The sequence below is a fragment of the Pedobacter sp. UYEF25 genome (assembly GCF_054061655.1).
This window is the reverse complement of the sequence record NZ_JBSSEL010000015.1, coordinates 47,887-74,087: the sequence shown is the minus strand read 5'-3', so window position 1 is coordinate 74,087 and position 26,201 is coordinate 47,887. Positions and strand designations below refer to the sequence as shown.

The window sequence follows — 26,201 nt, the reverse complement described above, 5'->3', positions numbered from 1 at the left end:
TCTTGTAAATCATACACAAAATTGCATAACACTTTCAGTTAAAGGATGGGTAAATTTGTATCGAACGATATGGAACATACCTACAAAATTAACGGAATGAGCTGCAATGGTTGTCGCACCACGGTAGAAAAAGCATTAAACGACATTGATGGCGTTTCTGCAAATGTTACACTAAATCCGCCGCAGGCTTTGGTGAAAATGAACGACCATGTACCCTTAGAAAAACTGCAAGAAGCTTTGAAGGCTACGCATTACACCATCGCTCCGCTTGATGCAGAAGGCCCAAAGTCTTGTTGTTCAACTCATCCAACAGATAAAAAAACACAATCAGAAAAATCAAAAAGTCATCTTACGGAAAAGAATGGGTCGGGCGTGTTTTATTGCCCCATGCATTGCGAAGGTGAAAAAACGTACGATAAAGCTGGCGACTGCCCAGTGTGCGGAATGGATTTGGTGCAGGCGCCAAAGGCAAAACAAGATTTAAAATACACCTGCCCAATGCATCCAGAGATTGTAGAAAATAAGCCAGGAGCTTGCCCAATTTGTGGGATGGATCTCGTGCCAATGGAACCCGATTTGGAGGAAGAAGACAAAACTTACACCAATTTATTACGTAAGTTAAAAATTGCAGTCGTCTTTACGTTGCCCATCTTTTTAATTGCGATGTCCGACATGATTCCAAACAATCCGATCTATAACTTGATGGATTTAAAATATTGGGATTGGGTTCAATTTGCCTTATCCATTCCAGTGGTTTTTTATGCGGCATGGATGTTTTTTGAGCGTGCATGGAGGTCGATTCTCACATGGAATTTAAACATGTTTACTCTTATTGGGATAGGATCGGGCGTCGCCTGGCTATTCAGCATTGTTGCCTTATTATTCCCTGGCATTTTTCCCGATCAGTTTAAAACCCACTCTGGCACGGTTTATATTTATTTTGAAGCAGCCACTGTAATTCTGACATTGGTCTTACTAGGCCAAGTAATGGAAGCGAGAGCACATGGAAAAACAAATAGCGCCATTAAAGAACTATTAAAACTCGCGCCAAACAAGGCAATTAAGATAGTGGATGGAGAAGAGAAAGAAGTTTCTATAGACGACATACACGAAGGAGATTTGCTGCGCGTAAAACCAGGAGATAAAATTCCAGTTGATGGTAGTATCCACGAGGGGCAAGCAGTGATAGATGAATCTATGATTTCTGGCGAACCTATTCCGGTAGAAAAAATAAAGGGAGATGCTGTAAAATCTGGAACCATAAACGGCAACAAATCTTTTGTAATGATTACAGAGAAGGTGGGTTCAGAGACTTTGCTTTCGCAGATTATTGAGATGGTAAATTCTGCAAGTCGTTCAAAAGCGCCCATCCAAAAAATTGCAGATAGAATTTCAGGCTATTTCGTACCGATAGTTGTCGGTATTTCCATTTTAACTTTCATCGTTTGGGCAATTTACGGCCCAGATCCATCTTATGTTTACGCCCTCGTTAACGCTATTGCAGTATTAATTATTGCTTGTCCTTGCGCACTAGGACTTGCTACACCCATGTCGGTTATGGTTGGCGTGGGCAAAGGGGCACAAAATGGCATTCTTATAAAAAATGCAGAGTCGTTAGAGCGTATGGATAAAATGGATGTGGTGGTTATAGATAAAACCGGAACGGTTACCGAAGGAAAACCATCTGTAGAAAAAATTATTTCTGTCGATGAAAAATATTCAGAGGAAGATATTTTAGAAAAAATCATCGCACTAAATAAAAATAGCGAGCACCCTTTGGCGCAGGCAACCTTGCGGTATGGCGAGGAAAAAAACATCAAAGTTAACGCTGTAGAAGATTTTGAAGCCGTTACCGGAAAAGGCGTAATTGGTAAGTTAACCGGTGAAGATCTGGCGCTTGGAAACACCAAGTTAATGGAGCAAGTACACGCCCAAATTGACGAAGATTTAAACAAAAAAGTGACGGCTGAGCAAAAGCAAGGCAAAACAGTTTCTTACCTATCTATAGGCTGTAAAGCAGTTGGTTTCGTGGTTATTTCAGATAAAATCAAGGCGTCTAGTAAAGAAGCAATTCAAAGGCTACAACAAGAAGGTTTAGAAGTTATCATGTTTACCGGCGATAATGAGGATACCGCAAAATCTGTGAGTGCAACTTTGGGTTTAAATGGCTACAAAGCTCAAATGCTGCCCGAAGATAAGTTAGAAGAAATTAAGAAGTTGCAAGCTCAAGGCAAAAAAGTTGCTATGGCGGGCGATGGAATTAATGATGCCCCTGCCCTCTCTCAAGCAGATATTGGCATCGCGATGGGTACAGGAACAGATGTAGCCATAGAAAGTGCCGCCATTACGTTGGTTCAAGGCGACTTAAACGGCATTGCGAAAGCGAAAATGTTAAGCCATAAAGTAATGCGAAATATTAAAGAAAATTTGCTTTTTGCGCTTGGCTATAATGTTATCGGCATTCCGATTGCAGCAGGCGTACTTTATCCAATATTTGGTTTGTTGCTCTCGCCAATGATCGCCGCTCTGGCCATGAGTTTTAGCTCAGTTTCGGTAATTCTAAATTCGTTGAGGTTGAGGAACGCGAACATAGATTAGAGGCCTTAAGGTGGTAAACGAAAAGGATGCTCCAAATTATCTGGGCGCTTTAACACGCCATCCGCTGTATTTTTTGGGTAGAAAAAACCCAAAAAGATGCCGCTCCTGTCGTTAGCGCTCCCTCAAAGCTCGAAAAAAAGAAAAAATTTAACTCCTTAAAATTTAGTTGTCAAAACACCAATGGTTACATTTTGATTCATCAACGATCTATTGCGTAGATGGCGGTGGCGTTTTTGTGCCCCAATTTGTGTTCGGCTTATCGCCCATTGTAAATACTAACCTGCCACCTTTCATCAATTCATCTTGGTAAAGCCAACAGTTATCTAAAGGCTTTCCGTTAAACGATGCAGATTGCACATACATATTCTCTTTCGAATTATTTTTGGTTTCGATGATGAGCGTTTTCTTATTGCCTAATGTAATTGTGGCTTCATCAAACAATGGGCTTCCCAACTCAATAATCGGGCGCAAATCTGTTAGTCCTTTTACATCAAACAAGCCCAATGCATTCATCACATACCAAGAACCTAACTGCCCTTGGTCTTCATCTTGACCATAACCGTAACCATGTATGGGTTCAGTTCCATAAAATTCTTCGCCAATACGCCTTGTCCATTTCTGGGTTAGCCAAGGTTTACGCGAGAAATTAAATAACCAACTGATGTGTAAATTGGGTTGATTACCGTGATTATAAATGGAATTGATACCTGCAAATGCATCAATGGTTTTACCGCCACCGAAAGCTAGTTTTTCTGAAACGGTGAAGATACTGTCGAGTCTTTTGTTAAAGTTGTCCTTGCCAATTGCGTCAATTAAACCCGCAGGATTTTGAGGAACATAAAAAGTATATTGCACGGCATTTCCTTCTTGAAATCCCCGCCATGGCTGATATGGATCAAATTTTTCGATAAAAGTGCCATTAGCTCTTTTTGGCTGCATCAACTTATTTTCCGGATTGAAAATATATTTCCAACCGTTCGAATATTTTATAAGCTTATCATAATCGGCTGTTTTGCCCATTGCTCTGGCCATTTGCGCTGCAGCAAATGCGCTATAGCTATATTCTAGGGTATGGGAACCAGAAAAATTAGAACCTGTAGAATCGGTAATAAAGTCGCGCCCAGTTTGATCTAAAAACGGAACATAACCATAATCTAAAAACGCTTTAGTATCTAACTTTCCAGAGCCAACCGGACGGTTTTGATAACCCAACTCGTTTTTCTTTACGGCTTCGTAAGCCAAATTTACATCGTAATTTCGAATGCCAGAATTGTAAGCACCTACTATTGCGAGCCCAACAAAATTTGTCCCCACGCCAGATACGAATTCGCTATTCGCCACGCCATCGCTAAACCAGCCTTTGTCTTTGTACAATTGCAATTGTGTATTTACAAAACTGCCATACCACTCTGGGTAAGATAATGACCAGAGCTGAGTAATGTTCCAAAATCCACCCCAAATGGCATCGGTATTTATAAATTCTGCTTTTAGTTGTTTCTCTTTTTGCTTCGGTAATTGTCCGACTAAACCACCGTGTTTTGGATAGGCACCGTTCACATCGCTGGCGATCCCCCTACCAAGCAAGGCGTGGAAAAGACCTGTATAAAACTTGGTTTTACTCTCTTGATCGGCGCCTTTTACTGCGATTTTTCCAAGCTGTTCCTCCCAAGTTTGTTGCGCATTATTTTTCGCCTGCTCAAAGGTTAAATTGGCAGCTTCGGTATTTAGGTTTAGTTTAGCATTTGCAATAGATGTATAGGAAAGGCCTGTTTTAACTTCAATGGTTTCGTTCTCCTCTGTTTGATAATTTAACACCAGCCCAGCTCCCTTGCCGTTTGCTGAATGTGTGTTTTGCTGAATTTTCTCGCCAATGAAGGCGGTAATAGTTTTTGGCTTTTTACTAAGTTCGCCATAGATGTACATATTTACCTTTCCTGTGGAATCGTAAATTTTAACATACTTTGGATAGGTATTTACAAAACCCTCAAAGTGGGTGTCGTCAATCATTTTTATGGAGGCATTGGTAACATTTCCACTCTCGCCCTGTGTGTTACCAACATCTAATATAATATGAGATTGATCATTTTTGGGAAAAGTGTAGCGTTGAAAGCCAACTCTTTTAGTTGCTGTAAGTTCTGCGGTGATGTTGTAATCGTCTAACAAAACTTTGTAGTAACCAGGTTCTGCAACCTGATTCTTCCTGTCGAATTTAGAGCGATAACCACTTGCCGTGTTTTCGAGTTCGCCGGGATTAACTTTGAGCACGCCTGTAGTTGGCATGTAACTTACCCCGCCCACTTGCCATTCGTGGAAATGCACGAATCCTTCTATCGAGTTTTGGCGTGTATCGTATCCCACAGCTTCCCACCCAGAGGCATTCCCATAATGTCCGTTGGTAGAAGGCGCAAGTTTCGCCATTCCATAGGGTACCGCAGCCGGCGTATAAAAAAACCATCTGCTATGAGCCGTTCCAATATTTGGATCAACGTATTTTGAGAAGTTTTCTTTTTTTACACTGCAACTCGCAAACATAAAGGCAATTAAAGCGGCAATCGTACCAAACTTAAATCTCATAATATATAACTTACAATTAATGCGAACGGCGCTTTTCATATTTTCTGTCTTTAAAAATTCTAACTACTTGTTCTGTCGAGGTGGTTAATGCAAGGGCATATTTTCATTAACTGCTTCTTTATCATTTGCTTCAAATCCTTTCTCCTTCCAATATTTTTCGATGTGCTCTAAAGACTGCCCTTTGGTTTCGGGTAGTAATTTGTAGACCACAATAAAAGCGACGATGCAGAAGAAAGAGAATACCCAAAATGTTCCAGCACTACCGAAACCTTTAAGCATAACGGGTGTAAGTTGACCAACAATAGTATCGGCAACCCACATCGTCATAATACTAATGGCGAGCGCTCTTCCTCTAATTGCGCTAGGGAATATTTCTGAGGCAACCACAAATTTTAATGGGCCTATTGAAAATGCAAAACACGCTAAAAATCCCAGAACACAAATTAACAGCCAAATGCTCGTAGTTGCACCGGTAAAAAAACAAACTCCGGTAAGAAATAAGGTGATTGCCGCACCTGCGGTTCCCCACAAATAGAGTGGTCTACGTCCCCAACTGTCTACTTTCCAAATGGCAATTAGAGTGAAAAGCATATTTGCAAATCCAAAAATAATCTGGCTTATTAAAGAATTACTGAGCGAAATCCCTGCATTGCTCAAAATTGTTGGTCCATAATAAATGATGGCGTTAATACCGCTGAATTGCGAAAATAGCGGGAGCAATATCCCAATCAGTAATGCTTTACGCATTCCGGGCGCGAACAGCTCTTTATATGAGCCTTCTTTTTGAGGTTCTAGATCGACAGCCAATACATCAGCGTCGGCGCCCGAAATTCTTCCCATAATATCTCGCCCCTCATCCACGCGTCCTTTTTGAATAAGCCACCGCGGACTTTCTGGCACCACAAACAAACCGATCAGAAAAAATAATGCAGGAATCGCTCCCACCCCAAACATCACCCTCCATATTTCATGTTGAAATAAATTACCACTCGTAAAATTAGTTGCGTAATGTACCAAGCCAGCATTGCTTAAATAAGCCACCAATATCCCAAAGGTTAAAGCAAATTGATAAAAGGTTACGAGGCGCCCCCTAATTTTCGCAGGAGCTATTTCTGAGATATAAAGCGGAACTACATTTGATGCAATACCAATTCCGATGCCGCCTAAAAGCCTCGCAAACATCACCGAAGATAAGCTTGGCAAAAACGCACAACCAAGTGCGGAAATAAAAAATAAGCTTCCAGAAAGCAGTAATGGTTTCTTCCGGCCAAACCTATCGCTCAGTTCGCCCGAAAGTGCTACACCAATAATACAACCTATCAAAGCAACTGAAACAAACCAACCTTCTTGTGCAGGTGACAAGGCAAACTGCTTTTCTACAAAAGGCAGAACGCCCGAAATTACCGCCATGTCGAACCCAAATAGAAAGCCGCCCAGCGAAGCAACAAAGGTTACGAGTCCCAGACTGATTTTTTTATCTTTCATTATAGTTGGTTTTTGGTTGGTTGTGAAGCGAAGAAATAAATATACTCGTTTGCTTGATTTTGTTGGCTTATGCCGATAAAGTTATGGTTTGAGGAATGCCTTGATCACTTTAGCATTTGATTTGCCTTTATTTTTCAAAGTATAAGAAATGGCATCTGCAGGAATAACAAATGTTTCAAGATAATGATAGATTGCCAGCTCTTTATTCGCAGTGTTTACCGATATAGATTCGCCTTCAACCAACATCAATACGTGACAACAATCTTCTGTATTAGCGGTTATTTCGGAGGCAAATTCAAACCTTTCAACATCATAAAAATGATCTTTGTGCGTAGGAAGGTGAACAATTTTCCAATCCGAACCAGTTGTGATAACGCTGGACTTCGAAACCAATTCCTCTTGTACTTTATCGCCCTTAAATTCAAACCTTAAGTTTTCAAACGCATGCTCAATGTTAATTGGTCTAGGCTTTCCATCAAGACCGAGACGCAACCAATCGTACATTTTAAAAGTAAAAATATAAGGCGTAGCACTAATTTCCAACACCATGTTTCCTGCTCCAGCGCTGTGCACCGTACCATTTGGAATTAAAAATAAATCGTGCTTTTTTGCCGGAATTGATTGTACATAGTCGGTAATTTCTATCTCCTGCCCATTGTCTCTGCTTTCCTCCAAAGCCAAACGAAATTCTTTTGGATCGATGTTTTCCTGAAAACCGAGATAAACATTGGCATTTTCGTCGGCATCTAAAATATAGTAGGTTTCATCTTGCGTAATATTTTCGCCAAAGTGTTTTCGAATATATGGTTTAGAAGGATGACACTGAACGGAAAGCGAACCACCTTGCCAAGTATCCAAAAAATCGAACCTAATCGGAAATTCATCTCCGAATTGTGCCGAGTGTTTTCCTAGAATTGCTTGGCCCTGAGTAAACATCAATAGATCGAAAGAGACCTCCAAAAGATTACCGCCGCTCTCGAATACCAAACCGTTTTCTGGTACAATCAGTTCAAAAGACCATGCATAATTTACAACGTCTTTGCTCAATCCTTTAATTCTCTCTTTCATCCATTGCCCGCCCCATGCGCCAGGCTCAAACCAAGGTTTCACCCTAAAAGAGGTTTTGCTTAATTGCTTCAAACCATCCATCAGCTCTACACCTTCTATCCAATTTGTATCATTATCCCACTGAGCATCGGCGAAAACCTCAATTTTATTAACTAGCGTTTTTTTATAAGCGTTTAGCACCACCCAATCCACAAAGTAAAAGCGCTTGTACATTTCCTTTGGATCTTCAGCTTGCTCTGCACCCAGATTGGCAATCGATCCGGCACGCATTCTAAGTTGCAGTTCGTATTTTGGCAAATCAAAGTACACTAATGTTGCGTTTGGAGCAAGCAGATAGGCTCCAACGCCATAAAAAATGATTAGATCATCATTAGACTTTATTTCACGGTCTAATTTAAAAAAATCGGCTAAAGAAAGAGTTGTTTTTGTTCCCCAAACCTCATCTAATTCACCAAGAAATGGAGCGACCAACTCTTCAATTTCCTCTGTTTTTTTTAGATAATCTGCCGCATTTACCCAAATCGCTGTTAAGCCAAGACTAGAAAGTTCTGACTCTAGGCCACCTTTTACATCTTCCCAAAAAACGCCTATATATCCATCTATCGCTATGGATTTTTTAGCAGCTAGCCGAGCAGCCAATGTTTTATAACCCCTAAATATCTTTCCGTTTCCTAAACTGTAGCTAGGATAAATATTGTAGTCTTCAGTAACGGTATTTTTAGCCGTTTTTGGTAAAGGCGGCTGATCACTCTTGCGTCTCACTTGATTCTTTTTTATTGAAGGAATTGGTAAACTGGTATCCATTTTCTTAAATTTATTTCCAAAAAATTAGCACTCTATCTATTGCTTTAAACTTTTTTTTCAGACTTCGATAGTCAAATGTAATTGATATGTACGAACATACCAATATTTTGATTCGAAAAAATATTTATATGTTTGTTATTGGAGATTTGGACCATTATTCGTCTGTAAAATTTAACGCATTCAGAAAAACACTAAAAAATAGAACCGAAAATGAAATTTTCAATCGACCATAAAAGTCCCATCCCACTTCACGCTCAGGCGGAAGAACTTTTGAGAAAAATTATTAAGAAGCCAGATTATGCAAACGGGAAACTTTTACCAAACGAAGTTGATCTAGCAAAACAGCTTTCCATTTCTAGAACTACCCTCAGACAAGCATTAAATAAATTGGTTTATGAAGGTTTATTGACTAGAAAAAAGGGAGTGGGCACCAAAGTGGCGGGGAAACTAGTAAGCTCGAAATCAAATAATTGGCTAAGTTTCTCGCAAGAGATGCAAGCTAGAGGAATTCCGATTAGAAATTTCGAACTTCACTTAACATGGAGTTATCCAGACGAGCAAATTGCTAATTTTTTCGAAATATCAACAGATAAAAAGATTCTAAAATTAGAACGCTTACGCGGATCTGAAGATGGACCTTTCGTATATTTTATTTCTTACTTCCATCCCAGGATTGGTCTTACAGGAGATGAAGACTTTAAACGCCCGCTTTACGAAATCTTAGAGAGCGATTATGCTACCATTGCAAACCTTTCAAAAGAAGAAATTAGCGCAAAAGTAGCCGACAAAATTCTTGCTGCTAAATTAGAAGTTGATTTAGGCAGTCCAATTTTGTTTAGAAAAAGATTTGTTTACGATCAAGAAGAAAAGCCAATAGAATTCAACATCGGTTATTATCTAGCCGATGGTTTTACTTATACCGTAGAAAGCCGGCGAGTCTAACATAAAATTTATCAACGAATTTAAAATAATACCGTAATCTAATTTTAGCTTTAGATTGTATCAACATTCGTACATAGTATTTTTTTTAATTATGTTTGTTTATCGATAAGATATATTTCCAATAAGAATCTTATCGATATTTTAGCCCTATCCAATTATTATGAAAAAGATTATCCTGCTTACTAACTTAGTTATTGTAACTCTAGGCGCTGCATTTGCGCAAACAAAGCAACAAGCAATTTGGAGTATAGGAAAAGCAGACCGAGCTGCAACAGAATTTGCACTTGCTCCAAATGGTTTTAAGAATTTTGTTGCGAAAGATTTTGGATATGAAGACAAATACTTTTTGCTTGGTTATTCAAAAGACCAGAAAGACTTTCCATACGTTCTTCCAGGCCCGGTAGATACTTGGGGCGGCACATGGTCCACAGCAGGCTGGCGCACAAATCAAGTAAACATCTTATTTGGCGTGAAAGATTTACCTAGTAAAGACGGCTATAAATTGGTTATCAAATTAACGGACTACGCTAAAAAATTTCTACCGCTTTTAAAAATTACGATCAACAATCAAGAGGAAAAAATACAGCTAACGGCAAAAGGATACGATTTAAAAAAACAAGCGTTTCCTACAGAAACTGAGCCATACGTAGATTCAGTCGCACTTAAAGGTAATCTATCGGCCGCAACCCCAAAAACGATAGAGATAATTTTAGGAAAAGATGTGATCAAACAAGGTGGCAATAAGATAACGATTACCACCATACAGGGATCTTGGATTATGTTTGATCAAGTTCAGCTACTAGGCTCGAAAGCACTTAAACTCGAAATTCCTTCGCAACTATTTGTTAAAAATGTTGCTGCCGGAAATTACGAATTGACCAAAAATAATCAAAGAGCGCAGCCTTTGCTCATTACCGCTCAACATTTAGCTGGTTCACCAAAGCTCACCGTTCTGTTGGATGAAAAGCAAATTTTTAATGAAACCGTTGAGCAAGGAAGTTACGAGTTCGAAGCATTGATGCCAGCGGTATCAGTCCAAAAACTAAGCATCTACAAAATACTTGAAAACGGTAAGTTAATTAGGCAAGGAATCGTAAATCGCAGTCCACAAAAATTACAAACCTTGGCAGATTATGTAGATACTCGAATGGGAACGGCACATTCTAGGTGGATGATTGCACCAGGTCCGTGGATGCCTTTTAGTATGGTAAAAATGAGTCCCGACAATCAGCGCGCAGGATGGCAGGCAGGATACGATCCAAGTTTTGAAAGTGTAGGGACTTTTAGCCACATCCACGAATGGACTTTAGGCGGACTAGGTATTTTCGCCACCAACGGCAAACTCAAAACCAATATTGGAAGTGAGTTTGTTCCCGGTTCAGGATATCGCTCTCAAATAGATAAAGAGACAGAAAAAGCACCTATTGGTTCTTACGAAGTTCAGCTTAAAGATTACAACATAAAAGCAGAGGTGACGGCCACAACCCGTTGTGGTTTTGAACGTTTTACTTTCCCAAAAGACCGCGACAGCGCAAGAGTGCTCATTGATTTGCATATTCCTGCAGAATACGGTTACCAGCTTAAAAACATTGAGGTTAAAAAAGTTAGCGATTATAGAATTGAAGGTTTTTCTCATCAATTTTCTCCCGGCGTTTGGAGTCAAGATGCATCACAAGATTATACGATTTATTTTGTGATAGAATTTGATCAGCCCATACAAAGTGTTGGAAATTGGATAAATGAAAAACGTACCGACAGTGATGGACTGAGCGCTTCTGAGGCTAAAGAAGCCGGATTAAACGTTCAGTTCGACGCTAAAAAACATCCAGTAGTGCAAGTTCGATCTGGAATTTCGTTAGTGAGTTTAGAAAACGCCAGTAAAAATCTAAAAACTGAGGTTACTGAACCGTTCGGTTGGGATTTTGATGCGGTGCGCCAGAATCAAATAAACACCTGGAATGATATCTTCGACAGAGTAAAAATTACAAGCACAAACAGACTAGAGAAAGTCCGCTTCTATAATGCACTTTATCGTTCGCTTTGCAGCCGCAATACTTGGAGCGATACGAATGGCCAATGGCGAGGAACTGATGGAAAAGTACAGCAGCTAAAAAACAAAGATGATGTGGCTTTGGGTTGCGATGCTTTTTGGAATACCTTCTGGAATTTAAACCAAGTTTGGAATTTAGTTACGCCCGAATGGAGCAATAGATGGGTGAACTCTCAATTAGCAATGTACGATGCTTATGGATGGCTATCAAAAGGACCGGCCGGTATGAATTATGTGCCTGTGATGGTAGGTGAGCATGAAATCCCGCAAATGGTTTCTACTTATCAAATGGGAATTAGAGGTTTCGATGTTGAAAAAGTACTCCAAGCGGCAATTAAAATGCAAACAACACCTGCCCAGAAAGTTTTTACTGGTTTTGCCGGCAATAGAGATTTGGTAGCTTATGAAAAGTATCACTACGTGCCGTCTGATAGTGGAAGATTTTCTAATACTATGGAATATTCTTTCGATGATTGGAACGTTGGGCAATTGGCTAAAGCGCTTGGAAAACCAGACGTTTACAAGAAATTTAATGACAGAGGTTATTGGTGGAAAAATACGATTGATACGGCCGGTTACAGTCACATGAAATTAAGTAATGGAGAATTTACAAAGAATTTCGATCCCTTCCGCAGCGGCGCAAACGAACATTATGTAGAAGGAAATGCTTGGCAACTTACCTTCTTTGTTCCGCAAGACGTGCCTGCTTTAGTTGACATGATTGGAAAGAAAAAGTTTACCGATCGATTAGAGTGGGGCTTTCAACAGAGCGCACCATGGCGTTACAACGGCATAAACGATCAATATTGGGACTATCCTGTGGTGCAAGGAAATGAACAATCTATGCATTTTGCCTATCTTTTTAATTGGGCTGGCAAGCCGTGGTCTACACAAAAATGGACACGTTCTGTATTAGATCGTTATTATGGTTATAGCACCGCTGATGCGTATTTGGGTGATGAAGATCAAGGACAAATGAGCGCTTGGATGGTGATGACGGCCATCGGATTGTTCCAAACAGATGGTGGGGGAAGGATGAATCCAGTTTACGAAATTGGCAGTCCGCTTTATCCAAAAATTGAGATTGATTTAGGCGAACAATTTGGAAGAGGCAAAAAATTTACCATCGAAGCCAAAGGATCATCCCGCAACAATATGTATGTGCAAAGCGCAATGCTAAACGGAAAGATATTGAATTCGTTTAATTTTCCTGCTTCAGAATTGTTAAAAGGAGGATCTTTAATTTTAGAAATGGGTGCAGAACCAAATAAAAACTGGGGAATTTCTGAATATAAGGTGGAGAAATAGCTTTCTCTGCAATTTTCATCCTGGACTTGTCGAAGGACTTTTGTACGATTAGTCGGGCTCAACTTTATAAATGATATTTCGGTCATGCCGAACTCGTTTCGGTATATGCCATTTTAAAACTTGGAACAAAGGAAAGATCCTGAAACAAGTTCAGAACGACTGCGCTGGTTTTCAATCTGGCAGAACGCGCGGACTAACCCAGCCAATTTTTCACATTATTTCTGCGCCAGTCTGCGGGATGGTTTTTTAATTATTTTACTGAGGAATTCACACCTTCAACCTCCCAACCATCTACCTTCGCTCCCTCTTCCTACTCTGCTATCTTTCCCCTTACTACTACTTCTTCAACAAAGCCTTCATTATCCCAAGAAAGCGCATTAGCCTTATAGAGTTTTAACACAGGTAAGCCTTCAACTTTAAGTGCTTTCATTAAATCTTTATTCGCATCGGCATCAATTCTCACGAGCGTAAGTTCGCCTTTCATCTCGCCTGAAATCTTGTCTAAATAAGGCTTCATTTTCTTACAAGGAGCACACCAATCTGCATAAAAATCTACCAAAACCATTTTATCACTTTTCACTAAAGCTTGGTATTGTGCCAAAGACATGCCTTTTGCAGCTACTTGATCAGCAACCTCGGGTAAGTTTGCTGCACGCCATTGCATCATTCCCCCTTGCATTTCTCTCACATCTTTAAATCCTCTTTTCACCATCTGTTCTGCAGCAACGCTACTTCTTCCGCCGCTAAGGCAATACACAAACACAGGCTTATTTTTATCTAAAGAATCTATTCTCTTTGCAAAATCTGCATCTCGTAAATTGATGTTCATTGCATTTTTAACATGTCCCTTCTCAAATTCGCCTGGCGTTCTAACATCTACCACCTGTATATTTTTTGTTGAGATGATTTCCTTAGAAAATTCAGCCGCACTTAAATCTACCTTGGTGGGAGTTTGCGCATTGCTACAACGTACAAATAAGAGTGTAGCGAATAAAATAAATATAGACTGACGCATAATGGTTGAAATTTTGGTTGTGTCAAAAGTACCAATTTTAGCACTGTTCGAGATAACATACTGGTCATTTTTAAAGATTGAGTACGAAAAAGTTAGCATCCCAAGAATAAAACAGACCGCTACTTTTTTGAAACTGCGCGGTGGCTGCCTAAAGCAATTCCAATCAAAAAATAACTTCTTTATGAATAAAATATACATTGTTACAATTGTGAATTATTCGGTAAGGTTGAGCAATATCGACTATACACGTATGTTTGGAACCTTTTACAAAATGAGAAAAAAAGCCAATCTCCAAGTAAAGTGCCACCACCCCCTCCGCCAGCTGTAACACCAAACAGATTTGGTCTGGGCGCAAACGCAATTAGAAATGGAAGAATATGAAGCAATAATTAAAAAAGGAAAAAGGGTGCTGTCCAATACTCATGGGGGTTTGACGAGCCCATCAAAGTTTTTAGAGGCTGTTTAAATTCTGTTCAATAATCATTCTACAGCTGCGATTTGTACCATGGTTCGAAAGATTCGAGCAGCAGTTCTAAGTTTCTGCACAGCATTCTATCGTTATCAAACCACTACAAAGTCCGTTCGATAATTCATCTTTTATGTACCGGCCTAAATCCCAATTTCTTATCGTTCGAGCGCATGACTCGCTTTGCGATCGTTGAAATTTTCCACCGCAACAGTAAGGGCTTAAATACATAATGACTAAATATATTCTATCACGACTACTTTTCGTTGTTTTCAACTTCCCTTCAAGCCAGCCGCTATTTTACAGGCAAGCCTCACAGCATAGTACAGGTTGCGGGTTATAAATACAATTAATAGATTTGATACAACCAATAGTTTTAATAGAATATTTTAAAACTAACCAAACATAATCTTATGAGCGTCTTAAACCTAACGTGGCACTATGCCCGGACAAAGAGCAAGCCTTATAACAACATTTTTTTTTAGTTGAATATACTGATGCACGTTATGAGTTAAATATCCTGCATAGCCGAAAATATCGTGAACTTTTGAAGTGAACCACTCTTTTGGTATGGACAAATGCTACACAGCCAACCACAAAGCATTGCGCAAACTCTTTAACTAATTAACCTAAAATATCAAAATGCCTATTATGAGGAAAATAAGATTACTCTCAAAGCTTCATTGGCCATCAATATTACTGCTGGCAGTTTGTTGTTCGTTTAGTGCTTTCTCTCAGGAACAGATTGGGGTGTCTGGCAAAGTATTGGATTCACTTGATCTTGGGCCATTGCCTGGTGTAACTGTAATGATCCAGGGCACAAAAGTGGGAACGCAGACTAACAAAAATGGAGAATACTCAATTCAAGCTCCTTCTAACTCTATATTGGTTTTTGCATATGTTGGATATCTTCAGAAGAAAATAGCCGTAAATGGAAAGTCAGAAATTCAGGTTTACCTTAATTCTTCTGATCAAAAATTGAACGAAGTGGTAGTGGTGGGCTATGGCCAGCAAAAGAAAATCTCCGTTACAGGAGCTGTGGCCTCCATCTCGGGAGCACAATTAAAGAAAAGTTCGGCAGCAAGTTTAGCAAATGCACTGGCAGGCCGGTTACCTGGATTAACTTCTATTCAGTCTGGTGGAGGTCAGCCCGGTCGCGATGATGCAACCCTGTATCTGCGCGGTGCAGCCACCACAAATGGACAGAGTCCACTGATCCTTATTGACGGTGTTCCCCGCGATAATATCCGGACAATTGATGTAAATGAAGTAGAATCTGTTTCAATTTTGAAGGATGCTTCTGCTACAGCCGTATTTGGCGTCCGTGGTGCCAACGGTGTTATCCTGATCACCACCAAACGTGGTGTTGCAGGGAAACAGGAGCTGTCTATAAATTCGACACAAGGTTATACCTCGTTTACGCGTGAACCCGAGCGTCTTCATTCTTCGGAGTACATGAAATTGCGGAACGAAGCTTCTGCGAATGATAATATTTCCCAGCTTCCATTTAGCCAGGCGGTTATGGATAAGTTTGCCAATCCTCTTGCAGGGCTTGATCCTGCAGATCCCAACTATGATGCAAAAGCAAAAGTCTTAAATTATATATATCCTGACCATGATTACTACCGGGAATTGATTTCCCGTTATTCCCCATCGACCCGTATTAACGCCAATGCAAGTGGCGGTACAGAGAAAGTAAGCTATTTTGTCAATTCATCTTATCTTCACCAGGGTGGTAACTTAAAAACCGAACCTAAATCCGTTTTGGGTTATGATCCTTCATCATTTTTAGATCGTTACAGCTTCAGGGCAAACTTGGACTATAAAATTTCCAAGACTGTAAAAACATTTTTGAATATAGGAAGCTATATTGAAAAAGTGAACATGCCATCAGCAGCGGCGTTTCCTAATTCTGATCCCAATTGGATGATGCGGGATTTGCTTTATCAGGCGCAAACTATTCTTCCCATTACTCCAGGCCCTACTACATTACCTGGGTTTGGGGTAGCTCCAGGTCAGGTTGTTTACCCAGATTATTTGGATCGTACCGCTTTTGAAACCATGAACAGGCAAGGTTACCGCAGTGAGGTTAGGTCTAATCTTAATTCCTCTCTGGGTTTGAACTGGGATTTGGGAACTTTTGTAACGAAGGGGCTCAGTATGAAGGGTATGGTCTCTTATGATTCAAAATCAACAACAGCAGAGCAAGGCTCTAAACTTGAACGTTTGTATTCTGCCAATGTGAATCCCACAACTGATCAGCTGACCTACGCTGTTAGCCGTGCTAACGAAAACCTGCTTTCAATTAGTAGGGGTGCAGACTCTCGATATAATATCAATTTACAGGGATCTTTAAATTACAACCGCATATTTGGAGAGAAACACGACGTTGGCGCCCTGATTTTAGGCCAGCGCGACTATTGGGAAACAGCAGCCGGTGAGATTCCATTTAATGTGATTGGTTTATCCGGCCGCGTGACTTATGGTTATGACAACCGTTACCTCGCTGAAGTAAACATGGGATACAATGGTTCTGAGCAGTTTGCGCCAGGTAAGCGTTACGGTTTCTTTCCTGCAGTATCTGCGGGATGGGTTGCAAGCAATGAAAAATTTCTGAAGGGCAATAGTATAGTTACCAAACTTAAATTAAGGGCCTCTTATGGCAAGGTAGGCAATGATCAGATGGGTGGCTCACGTTTTCTTTATCAAAGTAACATTTCCTTGGGAGGTGGTCCGCTTGGAAGTTTAGGATTAGGTCGTGGTATAAATCAGGGACTTATCGGCAATCCAAACATTTCATGGGAAGTTGCCAAAAAGCAGAATTACGGTATTGATCTGCAATTGTTGAGAGATTTCAATGTCACTTTCGACTATTTTATTGAAAACAGAAGCAATATACTCATCTCACGCGGAACCGTACCAATATTTCAGGGTGTTCCACTCGGCAATCTGCCAAGGGTAAACATGGGATTGGTCGACAATGGAGGTTTTGAATTTGAAATCACCTATAACAAAACTTTGGCAAAAGATTTTACGCTGATGGTTTTGGCGAACTATGGATTTAACCGAAACAACCAGAAGTTTTTGGATCAACAAATCCGGGATTCAACTTATATGATGAGGTATCCATCGCAAGGTTCCGCAATCGGTCAATCTACCGGTTATGCGATCGATTACAGCAATGGGAACGGCTATTTTAATTCACAGGAAGAGTTAGATCTATACTTGTCTAAAATAAAATATGGTTCCGGATCGCCCCGGCCTGGCGATTTTAAATACATCGATCAGAATGGCGATGGCGTAGTTGACAGCAAAGATATTGTCCCGATCGGTTACACCAGTATTCCAGAAATCGCCTACGGACTTACTATTAATCTACAATACAAGGCATTTTCCCTGACGACATTTTTCCAGGGCGTAGCCAACTACTCGAGCAATTATGCAGACCAAGGAGTTTATGAAAGCATTAAATTAGGCACTTACTTTGGCTACACAAGAACGGCGTGGACACCCGAACGTTATGCTGCCAATCAAAAGATTACTTACCCAGCTTTAAGTACATTAAGTAATTCCAACCATAGAGCCAACAGTTTCTTTATTATGGATCGCTCATTTGTGCGATTAAAGAATCTTGAATTGGCTTATACACTTCCAATCCAAGCCCTTAAGACGGTGGGAATACAAAATTTAAGGGTTTTCGTCAGTGGCGACAACCTAATAACATGGGACAAGTTAAAAATGGATCATCAGGATCCTGAGAAAAACGATCCAATTGGATATCCGGTAACCAAAATGGCAAATTTTGGCCTAAACATCACTTTCTAATCTCAAAAATTGAAGAAATTATGAAAATTAAAAATATAGTTTTACCATTAGTGTTATCAATACTATCCCTTAGTTCTTGCAAGAAGGCGTTGGATATGGCGCCCGACGGTAAATTGACCATGGAGGAAGTTTTTACAGATGACGATAAAGTTAGTGCATTTCTAAATAGCTGTTATTCAAACATGTCTGCAAAAGGAAACAGGTATTTCTTTTGGAGCAGAGGGCCGGTTGTGTGGAGTGACGATGCCTGGGATACTGATGCTGAGGCAGAACCATGGATTATGGCAGGGCGTATGTATAACGGTGATGCTTCTGCAAGCAACCATCCCGCTATTAATATTAGTACCGAGGGAGGAAATGGCAATTATTGGGCAAGCTATTGGAATGCTATTCGTAATTGTACCCTTTTCATTAGTCGTATTGACAAAGCAACGGTTAAAAGTGAAGCTGACAGGAAACGCTGGAAAGCGGAAGCGCATTTGCTGCGGGCATATTATTATTCTGAGTTACTGAAGTGGTTCGGGGCTTCTCTGCCCATTGAACGGGAAACTTACAATTTTTCTGATGATTTTTCCAATGTAAAAAAAGCAAGTTATTATGAAGTAGTAAAATTTATTATGGAGGATTGTGATGTAGCGCTGGCTACTGCAGAATTACCATGGAGAATAACTACTGGCGGGGAAGCCGGACGTGTTCAAAAAGCAATGGCGGAAGCAATCAAGTCTAAAATGATCCTTTTTGCCGCCAGTCCGCTAAATAACGGTGGTAAAGATTACTGGCAAGAGGCTTATCAGATCAACAAAGCGTCGTTGGCAAACCTAAGAGCAAACGGTTATGAACTTTATAATAAAGTAAATTTTCCGCAAACTTATCTTTCAGATGTTGCTTTTCTTGGGCCAAATAAGAACGTGCAAACAGCGCTTTATAACGAGTATTTTTGCACCAACATGGATTATTCATCTAGTCCAGTGGATAAAGAAACCATCTTTCAGAGCCGTGACGGTCAGGGTAATATTTGGAATATTGATGGCATTGGCGCGCAGGATGGTTACAAATCGGGTACCTGTCCTTCACAGGAGTTGGTGGATGCTTATGAAACAAGTGACGGAAAGCCTATTCTCAACCTTGCAAATCCATACCGAGATGAACAACATTTACAACCCAATTACAATACATCAAATACATTGTATAATGCTAACAATCCTTATGCTAATAGGGATCCCCGATTCTACGCGTCAATTTATTATAATGGTTCAAAAAGGAAGTGTCTTTGGAATTTTCCCGAAGTCCCACAGTCCTTTGAGAACTATCCGGCAGCAACAGGCAACCGTACTAGGATTATCGCAACTTATGTAGATGAGCCGCAGACAGGCATCCATGCGACCACGAGAAAGGCAACACGTACGGGCTATTTTGAAAGGAAGTTCCTGCACCCAACAGCCGGTGGAGACAATCCTGTTGGGGGTGCCAACACAAAACTTTTTCGCCTGGGCGAGGTGATACTCAACTTCGCAGAAGCCGCTGCGCAGGCAAGACAGTTGGCAGAAGCTACTGCTGCTGTTAACGAGATAAGAACCAGAGCTGGTATGCCAAACTTAACCGGGGCCTTATCAAAAGATGAGCTAATACTCCGTGTGAAAAGTGAACGAAGGGTAGAGCTGGCAATGGAAGAAAATCGTTATTTCGATGTGCGCCGATGGGCAACACCTACAAGCGACCTTTCAAAAACCGACAAGTGGATTACCGCTATGGCCATAACAAGGCAAGCTGACGGCACTTTTACTTATGCACGCCGTACCGTCCGTGCGAATGAGCGTAAATGTTATACCAATAAATTTCTCTGGTTACCCATTCCGCTGAACGAAGCTAATGCCCTACTTTCAAGTACCGGGTTAAACTGGCAAAACCCCGGATGGTAGCACCAACAGCAATTTAATGGCCTTAAAATAATAAAATATATGACACATAAATTAACGATAAAAAGAACATTGCTCCTTGCCTTTATGCTCATGTTTTCTTTTGGGGCAGCAGTTATCGCACAGGAACGTTCAGTGTCCACAAGGGGGATGGTTACGGATGAGTTCGGAAAACCAATGGCTGGTGTATCAGTTAATGATGAACGTGGAAAAATCGGAACTACTACCAATATAAAAGGTGAATACTCGATTATAAAGACTGAAAACAACCTGCTTATTTTCTCTTACAATGGTTATACCACCCAAAAAGTGACCACGGGGGAAAAGGGGCAGGTTGATGTTCAGCTTAAATTCGATGCACATAAAAAAGACGAAGTTGTCCAACTGGGTTACACCTCCCAACTGCGTGGTGAAATATCTGGATCTGTAGCTACGGTTAGTGGAACAGAGCTCGAGAAGTCGCCAGTTGCCAATCTTCCCATGGCTTTTGCCGGTCGCTTTGCTGGTTTAACCACAATGGAAAACAATTCGGAATTGTCTAGATCGGGGACCTCTTTATACATACGTGGTCTTAATGCAGCAAGGGGAAATAATCCACTTGTTGTGATTGATGGTATTGTTGTTTCTTACAACAGTGCTCAGACACTCGACTATATCAGCGCAAACGAGATTGAATCTGTGACTGTTCTTAAGGATGCGTCAACGCAGGCGCTTTATGGTATTCAGGGAGCAAACGGATTGATGGTCATTACGACCAAACGTGGAGTAAAAGGCGAAGTGAAAGTAAAAGCCAGTGTTGATCAATCTTTTCAGCAGGTAACTAACCAGCCAACTATTTACAATTCTGCGGACTATGCTGAGATGAGAAATCAGGCGGCCTTCAACGACGGGCGTGGCCCAAATTACCTGTTCAGTGACGCGCAAATTGCAAAATACCGCGACGGTGATGATCCGCTATATCCAAATAATAACTGGTATAAAAGGTATATGAAAGATTTTGCCTCCATGCAGCGCATTGGTGTTAATGTAACAGGGGGAAATGATAAAGTAAGGTATTATTCCAATCTCAATTTTATGCACCAGGGTGGTCAGTTTAATACAGAACAATCGAAATATGAACCAGGGTCAAACAACATCTGGTTAAACTATCGTTCGAATGTCGATATGAACCTAAACAAATACCTCAAGGCCTTTATTCGATTATCAGGAAATATTAAAAGGGAACGGACAGCCGGCGAAAGTAATGCTTCAATTTACGGCAGCTTTCTGCAGATTCCACCTACAACATACGGACCTTTAACACCAGATGATATTGACCCGACGACCGGTGCAGTAATTACTCCCGGCAAGGTGATCACAACTGAACGTGTGGGCTCGCCAACTTTTGGCATGCTAAACCGTACAGGTTATAGGCGTGCGACGGTAACTAATATTACCTCTCAGTTTGGTCTCGACCTTGACATGAGCTTTCTCACTAAGGGATTAAACCTGACAGGTATCTTAGCCTATCAGACCAACGCCGTGGGTGTTTTATCTACAACACAAAATTTTGAGCGCTGGGTGAGAACAAATAACCTGGATGTTTTGGAATTTACGAAGAAGGGTTCAGAAACAAATACACCTTTATCTTATGGTAAAAGTCATTCTTTCTATTACCACCTTACATACAATGCTGCGCTAAACTACAAACGCGATTTTGGCAAACATAGGATTGGCGGTATGGCTTACATGTTTTATCAGAATCTTACCAAAGCGGATAATTCATCTCCATGGTTGCTTCCGTACAACCGTGTAAGCTCTGGTGCAGAGGCTACTTATGGCTACGATAACAGATATCTTGTCAAGCTTGATGTTGGTTACTCAGGCTCAGAACAATATGCACGTGGCAGTAGGTTTATAGCAACTCCTGCCGTTTCAGCGGCTTGGTTAGCATCTAACGAGGCATTTTTTACAGATATGAAATGGCTGAGTAACCTGAAGATCAGAGGATCGTACGGCCAAACTGCAAATGACCAGAGTGGACTTGGCCGTTTTGCATATCTCGATAACATAACGGCAAACGGCGGTGGTTATCTTGGCTATCTTCAGTATAATATCAACGAAATCCAGACTGGTAACCCCTACATTCAGGCTGAAGTATCGACCAAGCAAAACTTAGGAATCGACCTTGGATTTTTCAACGCACTATCCATCTCGATAGATGTTTTTAAGGAGCGTATGAATAACATGGTGGTTAGTGCCATCTCTACCATACCACTTTACCAGGGCGTTCCCTTAGGTAACTATCCGCAGAGTAACCTGGGCACTTTTGAAAACAAAGGCTACGAATTTACAGTCAATTACGACAAGCATATCAATCGCGATCTGACGGTATCTGTTGGAGGCATGGTAAGCTATGCTAAAAACAATGTGATTAATGTAAATGAGGCAACCAAAACGGTGGATTATGCCTACCGCAAAGTTCAGGAAGGCTACTCTGTTGGACAGGAATTTGGATATTTGGTTGATTACAGCAATGGGAACGGTTTTTTTAATACCCAGGCCGAGCTCACTTCCAACCAATTGGTTTATGGTTTCGGAACGCCGCGCTTGGGGGACCTTAAATACCGGGATTTGAACAATGACCAAAAGATAGACGATCGTGATAAGGCTCCAATTGGAATTGGCGCTCTGCCGCGAATGAATTATGCATTTAGAGGTACCGTTAATTATAAACAATTCGATTTCAGCTTTCTATTTCAGGGTATCGGCGAATATTCAACGATAACTGGTGGAGAGGGCGTTTGGGAAATTTATAACGATGGTAGCTTTGGAGACCTACACAAGAATGCGTGGACACAGGCGCGGTATGATGCTAAAGAAAAGATTACTTATCCTGCACTCTCTTTGGCCCAATCAGTCAATCATCAGGCGAGTGATTTTATCAGCTTTAACCGATCTTATCTACGTCTTAAAAATATTGAATTGGCTTATACCCTTCCTGCTTCTTTTTCCCAGGCCATTAATTTCGAGAAAGTGAGGTTTTTACTCAGCGGTCAAAACCTGATTACCTGGGATAAGATGAAGACTGAAGATTTTGGACCGGAAGGCAACTATACTGCATTCCCTGTGTATAGGGTTTTTAATGTAGGCGTAAATGTTGTATTCTAATTTGTCTGTTAATCTATTATCTAAAAAATTATTTATTATGAAAAAAATTATAATTATTTTCTTAGTCATAGCCACATCAGGCCTCCTTCCCTCATGTCAAAAGCAGTTGGATTTGCCAAGTGATGGTCGCATAACTTTAGATCAGGTATTTAGCGATTATAACAGGACCCGGGGTTATCTCAACTCCTGCTACGGTTTTTGCCCTGCACCTTATATGGATCGGGCTTCCTTTACAGATGAGGCACAGGATGCGGATGATGTCACGCCTGCATCTAGGTACATTAACTGGTATGGTGGAAGCGTTACCTCCATCACTTACCCGTCCTATTCATCTGACGGGAGCCCATGGGGAAGTCTCTATACCGGTATTCGTAAATGTAATGTGTTCCTTGAAAGTATCAAAACAGCTACAGTCTATGCCTCAGATACAGAGAAAGGAACATGGATTGCACAGGCTTACACTTTACGTGCGCTCTACTATTTACAATTAATCAAACGTTACGGAGGGGTACCTATCATTGACAAACCTTTGGAAATAAATCACGATTTTAGCAAGGATGTGAGGGCTAAATTTTCCGACGTAGTGAAATTTATCCTCGACGATTGCGATAAGGCATTGGCTATATCCGACGGTTTGCTGTGGACGGTTTCTGACAATCAATTCCAAATGATGACTCGGGCAGTCCCTTACGCAATTAAATCGCAGGCGGTAACTTATGCAGCAAGTGCGCTTTGGGCCGATGGTAACTATACCTGGGCGATGGCTACTGACATCAATGCGGAAGCTTTGTCGCAATGCCTGGCCAATGGGGGATACAAGCTCTTTAACGTTGCGCCTACAGCTTCTACTGCACAGAATGCGTATGCACTATACTTTATTACGAACTCCAACGATCAGCGATCTATTGACAAGGAAACTATTTTGCAAATTGGTGGACAAATGGCAATATGGCAATGGGCAGGAATGCCGACTAATCCAAGTATGAACAGAACAGGCCCATGCCCTACCCAAGACCTTATCGATAGTTACGAGATGGCCAATGGTGAAACTCCTATAACCTCCTATTCCGATGGTTCCAGGCTGGTTCCGGTTGTAAACGCTAGTTCGGGTTACGATCCGACAAATCCGTACGTTGGTCGTGATCCTCGGTTTTACGCTTCTATTTATTATAATGGTGCGTTAAGGTTTTTAGATCAGCCTAATGGCAAAAAAGTAGAAACTTTTGTTGGAGGGGCTGAAGAAATATCTGACGTCAGTCGTAGGAATACGAGGACAGGATACTACCAGCGTAAATTTAATAATTACAAATCTGGGCTAAGTAATAACGCTGATGGCGCTATCAGGTTGTTCCGTTTGGCTGAACTTTATTTGAATTTTGCTGAATCCGCCTACCAATCTGCTGGTGTGGATGTGGTTGTTGCCAGCGTTTCAATGAGTGCCCGTGATGCCGTTAACGCAGTTCGTGCAAGAGCCGGTATGCCTGTTTTTCCTGCAGGCATGGCAAAAGATGCGTTTGAGAAGAAGTACCGTAATGAACGCCGTATTGAACTGGCATTCGAAGAGCATCGTTTCTTTGATGTGAGACGTTGGAAAATCTTAGATAAGACAGATAATTTTGTTACAGGTATGCGGATTACCAAATCTGGTTCAACCCTCACTTACAACCGCTTCAAGTTCGCCGATAGAAACTGCTCATCAACCAAATGGCTGATGTATCCCATTGATCAAGGCGAAGTTGATAAGGTGATCGGATTCAGCGGAACCAACTGGCAAAATCCTGGATGGCTGAATTAATTCAAAAGATAATATTAATTAACTTTCTAAAACTCTTAGTACATGAAAAAAAGAAATCTACTCCTTTTCATACTCTTAATTGCGGTTGCAGGCCTAGTTAGCAACTGTAAAAAAGACACCGTTACTGTGACAATTAGTTTAACCACAAAACCGGCATCAGCGAGTGTTTATGCAGGAGATCCTGTCACTATTGCAGGGACAGCCTCCACAACAGGCAAATTCAGGCTCATCCAGATGATTAGCAATCCGCTTGACGGATCGGCTCCTGTATTGCTGACCGAAGGGTCTGTAACTAGTCCCGCTAATACAACAGGTTCAATTAATTTCTCTCGCATCATCACGAAATTAACAAAATCAACCATCATTAAAGTAGCAGTGGTAGATATGAACGGGCAGACGAAAAGCGTTGATTTTGCAGTAACAATTCTGGAAAACAATACAACTGCCGCAGTAACTGAAGTTGGTTTTTATACGGCTACAACTGGTGGCAATATTGCCGATATCGGTGAAACGGTTACTGCCCGTGGAGTAGTTTGGGGTACATCGGCAACTCCTACCGTTGATCTTCCTACAAAAACAGCCGATGGTGAAGGTGTGGGTCCATTTATAAGTTCATTGAATAACTTGCTATTCGGACAAGACTATTTTGTCAGGTCCTATAGTATTACAAGCAAGGGAGTGCTATATGGAAATGAGTTTACATTTACTACACTAACACCGAATACACCTACTCCAGTTGTTCCCAATGGCACATTTGAATTGCCTGTAATCACAGGTTTTGTGATGAATCCGCAGCCCAATGTTTGGTCATTTGCTGGTGGTGGCGGTCAGCAAAAAAACGGAAGTGCATTTGGTGCTAAAACCGCTCCAGAAGGTGTTCAAACTGGATTATTGCAAGGAGATTCGCAGATGTCTCAAACATTTGCGTTCACAACCCAACATTTAGGGATAAGTTTAATGGCTGCTCAGCGCGGCGGTCAAAAACAAACAATTGACATTCTTATCGATTATGTAGTCGTTGGCTCAATTCAACCCACGTCCGATGAATGGGCAAAATATACTACCCCCACTTTCGCTGTAACAGCAGGTGATCACATATTAACGATCAAAGGAACTAATAGTTTTGGCGGTGACAACTCCGCATTTGTAGATGATATAAAAACGATACTTAGGAATTAAAGAAAAAACGAATTGCATTTAGGTCT

General features: G+C 40.9%; 12 protein-coding genes. 8 read left to right on the top strand and 4 right to left on the bottom strand.

The annotated features are described in order from the left end of the window. Positions 1-45 precede the first annotated feature (45 nt). A complete protein-coding gene (locus ACVWYG_RS14210) occupies positions 46-2,598 on the top strand; it encodes a heavy metal translocating P-type ATPase (RefSeq protein ID WP_457270899.1) in 2,553 nt (850 codons plus the stop codon). Between the two features lie 207 nt (positions 2,599-2,805). Here ACVWYG_RS14210 and ACVWYG_RS14205 read toward each other — a convergent pair whose 3' ends face one another. From ACVWYG_RS14205 to ACVWYG_RS14195, 3 genes are all read right to left on the bottom strand, one after another. Beyond that, positions 2,806-5,172: a GH92 family glycosyl hydrolase gene (locus tag ACVWYG_RS14205; RefSeq protein ID WP_457270898.1), complete on the bottom strand. Its 2,367-nt coding sequence runs from the start codon at positions 5,170-5,172 to the stop codon at positions 2,806-2,808. Between the two features lie 84 nt (positions 5,173-5,256). Further along, complete coding sequence (locus tag ACVWYG_RS14200) at positions 5,257-6,657, bottom strand: sugar porter family MFS transporter (protein WP_457270897.1); 1,401 nt, start codon at positions 6,655-6,657, stop codon at positions 5,257-5,259. 81 nt (positions 6,658-6,738) lie between these two features. Beyond that, positions 6,739-8,529, bottom strand: a complete 1,791-nt coding sequence (locus ACVWYG_RS14195; RefSeq protein ID WP_457270896.1) for a class I mannose-6-phosphate isomerase — start codon at positions 8,527-8,529, stop codon at positions 6,739-6,741. A 210-nt stretch (positions 8,530-8,739) separates the two neighbouring features. Between ACVWYG_RS14195 and ACVWYG_RS14190 the strand changes: the two genes are divergently transcribed. Further along, positions 8,740-9,471 (top strand): GntR family transcriptional regulator, encoded by a 732-nt coding sequence (locus ACVWYG_RS14190; RefSeq protein ID WP_457270895.1) that lies wholly within the window; start codon positions 8,740-8,742, stop codon positions 9,469-9,471. 160 nt (positions 9,472-9,631) lie between these two features. Next, complete coding sequence (locus ACVWYG_RS14185; RefSeq protein WP_457270894.1) at positions 9,632-12,829, top strand: GH92 family glycosyl hydrolase; 3,198 nt, start codon at positions 9,632-9,634, stop codon at positions 12,827-12,829. Positions 12,830-13,139: 310 nt separating this feature from the next. Here ACVWYG_RS14185 and ACVWYG_RS14180 read toward each other — a convergent pair whose 3' ends face one another. Continuing rightward, the gene (locus ACVWYG_RS14180; RefSeq protein ID WP_457270893.1) at positions 13,140-13,844 is read right to left on the bottom strand and encodes a thioredoxin domain-containing protein; all 705 of its coding nucleotides are present in this window, start codon (positions 13,842-13,844) and stop codon (positions 13,140-13,142) included. Positions 13,845-14,961: 1,117 nt separating this feature from the next. Between ACVWYG_RS14180 and ACVWYG_RS14175 the strand changes: the two genes are divergently transcribed. From ACVWYG_RS14175 to ACVWYG_RS14155, 5 genes are all read left to right on the top strand, one after another. Then, a complete protein-coding gene (locus tag ACVWYG_RS14175) occupies positions 14,962-18,135 on the top strand; it encodes a SusC/RagA family TonB-linked outer membrane protein (protein ID WP_457270892.1) in 3,174 nt (1,057 codons plus the stop codon). Between the two features lie 20 nt (positions 18,136-18,155). Continuing rightward, complete coding sequence (locus ACVWYG_RS14170; protein WP_457270891.1) at positions 18,156-20,054, top strand: RagB/SusD family nutrient uptake outer membrane protein; 1,899 nt, start codon at positions 18,156-18,158, stop codon at positions 20,052-20,054. 39 nt (positions 20,055-20,093) lie between these two features. Further along, a complete protein-coding gene (locus tag ACVWYG_RS14165) occupies positions 20,094-23,201 on the top strand; it encodes a SusC/RagA family TonB-linked outer membrane protein (RefSeq protein WP_457270890.1) in 3,108 nt (1,035 codons plus the stop codon). 106 nt (positions 23,202-23,307) lie between these two features. Further along, on the top strand, positions 23,308-24,996 hold the full coding sequence (locus ACVWYG_RS14160; protein ID WP_457270889.1) for a RagB/SusD family nutrient uptake outer membrane protein: 1,689 nt from the start codon (positions 23,308-23,310) through the stop codon (positions 24,994-24,996). Between the two features lie 42 nt (positions 24,997-25,038). Further along, positions 25,039-26,175: a hypothetical protein gene (locus ACVWYG_RS14155; RefSeq protein WP_457270888.1), complete on the top strand. Its 1,137-nt coding sequence runs from the start codon at positions 25,039-25,041 to the stop codon at positions 26,173-26,175. Positions 26,176-26,201 lie beyond the last annotated feature (26 nt).

Coding starts and splice junctions, on each gene's coding strand:
- ACVWYG_RS14210 (WP_457270899.1), top strand. CDS start 46: ATGGGTAAATTTGTATCGAACGATATGGAACATACCTACAAAATTAAC.
- ACVWYG_RS14205 (WP_457270898.1), bottom strand. CDS start 5,172: ATGAGATTTAAGTTTGGTACGATTGCCGCTTTAATTGCCTTTATGTTT.
- ACVWYG_RS14200 (WP_457270897.1), bottom strand. CDS start 6,657: ATGAAAGATAAAAAAATCAGTCTGGGACTCGTAACCTTTGTTGCTTCG.
- ACVWYG_RS14195 (WP_457270896.1), bottom strand. CDS start 8,529: ATGGATACCAGTTTACCAATTCCTTCAATAAAAAAGAATCAAGTGAGA.
- ACVWYG_RS14190 (WP_457270895.1), top strand. CDS start 8,740: ATGAAATTTTCAATCGACCATAAAAGTCCCATCCCACTTCACGCTCAG.
- ACVWYG_RS14185 (WP_457270894.1), top strand. CDS start 9,632: ATGAAAAAGATTATCCTGCTTACTAACTTAGTTATTGTAACTCTAGGC.
- ACVWYG_RS14180 (WP_457270893.1), bottom strand. CDS start 13,844: ATGCGTCAGTCTATATTTATTTTATTCGCTACACTCTTATTTGTACGT.
- ACVWYG_RS14175 (WP_457270892.1), top strand. CDS start 14,962: ATGAGGAAAATAAGATTACTCTCAAAGCTTCATTGGCCATCAATATTA.
- ACVWYG_RS14170 (WP_457270891.1), top strand. CDS start 18,156: ATGAAAATTAAAAATATAGTTTTACCATTAGTGTTATCAATACTATCC.
- ACVWYG_RS14165 (WP_457270890.1), top strand. CDS start 20,094: ATGACACATAAATTAACGATAAAAAGAACATTGCTCCTTGCCTTTATG.
- ACVWYG_RS14155 (WP_457270888.1), top strand. CDS start 25,039: ATGAAAAAAAGAAATCTACTCCTTTTCATACTCTTAATTGCGGTTGCA.